The sequence below is a fragment of the Trinickia mobilis genome, assembly GCF_017315705.1.
In the GTDB taxonomy this organism is placed as follows: Bacteria; Pseudomonadota; Gammaproteobacteria; order Burkholderiales; family Burkholderiaceae; genus Trinickia_A; species Trinickia_A mobilis.
Window position 1 is genome coordinate 1 of record NZ_JAFLRF010000100.1, and the last position, 3,425, is coordinate 3,425.

The window sequence follows — 3,425 nt, forward strand, 5'->3', positions numbered from 1 at the left end:
AACCGGGTCAACGGCCAGCTCGGGTATCCGCTCGGACCGACGCGCCCGCCTAAACTCCCGAGGTTGGAGCCGGGCGGCGCGAACGTCGATGGGAACCCACCGATACCCGCTCCCGGCGACTTCGATATGGACGGCTTCGAACGCGACGTCAATCTCCAGCAGCCGCAAGAAACACCCGTAGAGCCTCCCGGCGGGCAGGATCACCCGAGCCGAGACGGGACAGCGGACGGCCCGCATGGCAATCCCGAACCGAACCCAATCCAGCCGGACGCAAGCGCAGGACACGACGACTTCGAACACATATCCAATGCCGCGCCCGGACCTGGCGCACCACGCATGCCTGATCACATAGAGGAAACGCCGGACGAAATCGACCAATTACTGGCTTCCGGGCAGCCGGAACAACGGCTGCTGAATCAGCAGGACAAAAAAACGGCAGCTGTAAAAAAATATCTTCCCGGATTTTATACGCCGGTGGAACTAGAGAAAGAATACGGAGTCCCTGAATCTTCAATAAAAAATGAAGCCAAAAAAATATATAAAAACCCCGAAAAATACCCCGGCATGGGAAAAAACGAAAGCAACGATATACCAAAAGCGCGCTCTCGCTGTTACGGAATCAGACACAGGAAGATTGCGTATGATAATTTCGATAGAAACAATTTATCCGTTGCAGATCTCGCAAAAAAATACAATACCGATGAAAGCATCATAAAAGATGTGTTGCTCGATCAAATAAAGATGCGCTCCGAGGCGCTCTTGCGCGATACGCTGCCGAATAGCGCGAATCGGGCCGCCCAATTAGATCGACCGCCCCCGGCCAATGAGGCATTGAATCAAGAACAACAAACCCGTCCTGTCCAGCCAGACGCAAGCGCAGGACACGACGAAATCGGCCAATTACTGGCTTCCGGGCAGCCGGAACAACGGCCGCTGAATCAGCAGGACAAAAAAACGGCAGCTGCAAAAAAACATCTCTCCGGATTTTATACGGCGCGGGAACTGGAGAAAGAATACGGAGTCGCTAAAGCTTCAATACAAAAAGAAGTCCAAAAAATACGTAAAAACCCCGAAAAATACCCCGGCGTGGAAAAAAAGGAAAGCAACGACATACTAAAAGCGCGCTCTTCCGGTTACGGGTTCAGGCACAGGGAGATTGCGTATGATGATTTCCATAGAAACAATTTACCCGTTGCAGATCTCGCAAAAAAATTCGGTACCGATGAAAGCATCATAAAAGATGTGTTGGTCGATCACATAAAGATGCGCTCTGAGGCGCGCTTGGACGATACGCTGCCGAATAGCCCGAATCGGGCCGCCCAACGAGATCGACCACCCCCGGCCAATGAAGCACTGATTCAAGAACGACAAACCCGTCCTGACGCGCAAATACGCGCGCAAGCCAATTTGCCTGAGGCGCCTCAACCCCGCACTTTCGCGCAGCTTTCCATTGAAACACGGGAGAGAATTCTTTTAGAGAGAAAACTCCGCAGAACCGACCGTGCGATCGCCGAACGATATAAGACATCGGAAACGGTCATCAATGAAATCGCTACTGACGCCGCGGAAAATCCCGGGCGATATGCATACCCTCCCTCGCTTGTCCCGCGGGAGGATAGAGTGCGTATTTATCACTTGGCCCAAGGCGGTGAGGCGGGAATAGCAACCGCATCCCGAAGATACAACCTGACCGAGCGTTCCGTCAGACGGATCGTCGAGCACGTCAGACGTCACGTGCCCAACGGAGACGCATCCAAATTAGACGCATCCAATTTTCCGATGAATCTTGACTGACCTGAACACCTCACGTGGCGCGGCGAAGCCGAACGCTGACCGGCGGAACGGGAAACGGACGCGATGGAACCGCTGATCGACGCGCTGATGCCGGCGTTGACCGGCCTCGCGCTAGCGCTGCCTCGCTGGCTTGTGTTCATGTCCTTCGTGCCCGTCTTCTCGGCGCGCTCGACCGGCAGTCTCGCGCGCAACGCGGTAGCCATTGCGCTCGCATTGCCGCTCCTTCCGGCGCTTGCCGCACGCCTCGAGACGCACGCGCCGCCGTTCGCCGAGCTCTGCCTGCTCGCGCTGAAGGAGGCGGGAATCGGGCTCGTGCTCGGCTGCGCGGCGGCTGTGCCGTTCTGGGCGTTCGAGATGGCGGGCTGCTATGTCGACAACCAGCGCGGTGCGAACATGCAGGCGGTGAACCCGCTCGCGAACGCCGACGCGTCCGTGCTGGGCGGGCTGCTGCAGCAAGGGCTGGCGGTCGTGCTGATCGTCGCCGGCATCCTGCCGCAGATGTTCGGCGCCGTCTACGACAGTTACGCGGTCTGGCCGCCGCTCGCGTGGGTGCCGCCGCCGGACGAAACCGCGCGAGCCGCGCTCGCGTCGCATCTGGTGCGCGCGACGACGGTGGGGTTGATGCTCGCGGGGCCTGCGCTGCTTTGCCTAGGGCTGATCGAATTGGGTTTTGCGCTGCTGTCGCGGTGGGTGCCCCAGGTGCCGGCGTATTTCGCGGCGCTGCCGGTCAAGAGCATCGCCGCGCTCTTCGTACTCGCCCTCGCCGTTCATGTGCTCGGCGACGTGGCAACGCAGGAGGGCGAGCGCGCCGCCGATCTCCTGCGCACGCTGATCTTGCGCGCGCCTTCGGCGAGAGCCGTGCCATGAGCGACAAGTCGCTACCCCCGACCCACAAGCGCATACGCGACGCGCGCCTGGAAGGCGATGCTTTCGCTGCCCCCCAGCACCGTGCGGGCCGCGCTGGCGGCGATGCTGCTGCCCACTGCCATCGGCGTATTGCTCAAGCGCGTGCCGCATCTTCGCTCGTTGCGGATGGGCCATGACGAGGTGCACCGCGAACAGAGACGCAACGAACTATCTGCATTTATCAAACACGAGGAGCAAAGAATGTTCACAAGCAGAATTACCGCTCACGGCGCGCCATTTTTTGTCGAAAATGGCGAGGGGTCAAAATATTATGTCAGCGGTAATGAGGCCGCTAAAGATTGGGCCAACAAGGTCGATCCGAATATCAAGCATATTGACATGCGCTCGTGCCATGGCGCCGCAGGCGGCCCTTTCTCCAACGCTCAGATGCTGGCTAACCACACCGGTGCCGCCGTTACAGGTTATGACGGAAGGGTAAACAACCTCGGCGGCAACGCGCATCGTTTTCGCCCGCAGTCATCTGCTGTGGCGTCGGCTACGGGCACGGTGAACCATGCCTTTGGTTCAATTGGAGCTTTTTGGAAAAAGACATGAAATGGCTCATAGCCGCTGACAAAACTGATCAGTCGACGCCAGCACGTTAGGCCGCTGCCGAAACCAAGTTCCTGCGGCAAATCTTCCCACGGGGTCGCGGTCAAGCTGATCTCGATCTCGGCCGTGCTGCTCGCCTGCGGGCGCTGGATGGGCGTCGAGATTCTCCAACT

Annotated in this window: 3 protein-coding genes; all 3 read left to right on the forward strand. The window is 58.5% G+C overall.

Annotated elements, in window-relative coordinates; genetic code table 11:
- Positions 1–1,794, forward strand: a 1,794-nt coding sequence (locus tag J3489_RS37000) for a hypothetical protein (protein WP_207005738.1), incomplete at its 5' end; no start/stop codon positions are given.
- 63 nt (positions 1,795–1,857) lie between these two features.
- On the forward strand, positions 1,858–2,661 hold the full coding sequence (sctT, locus tag J3489_RS37005) for a type III secretion system export apparatus subunit SctT (protein WP_207005739.1): 804 nt from the start codon (positions 1,858–1,860) through the stop codon (positions 2,659–2,661).
- A gap of 57 nt (positions 2,662–2,718) precedes the next feature.
- Complete coding sequence (locus J3489_RS37010; RefSeq protein WP_207005740.1) at positions 2,719–3,255, forward strand: hypothetical protein; 537 nt, start codon at positions 2,719–2,721, stop codon at positions 3,253–3,255.
- The last annotated feature ends 170 nt before the right edge of the window (positions 3,256–3,425 follow it).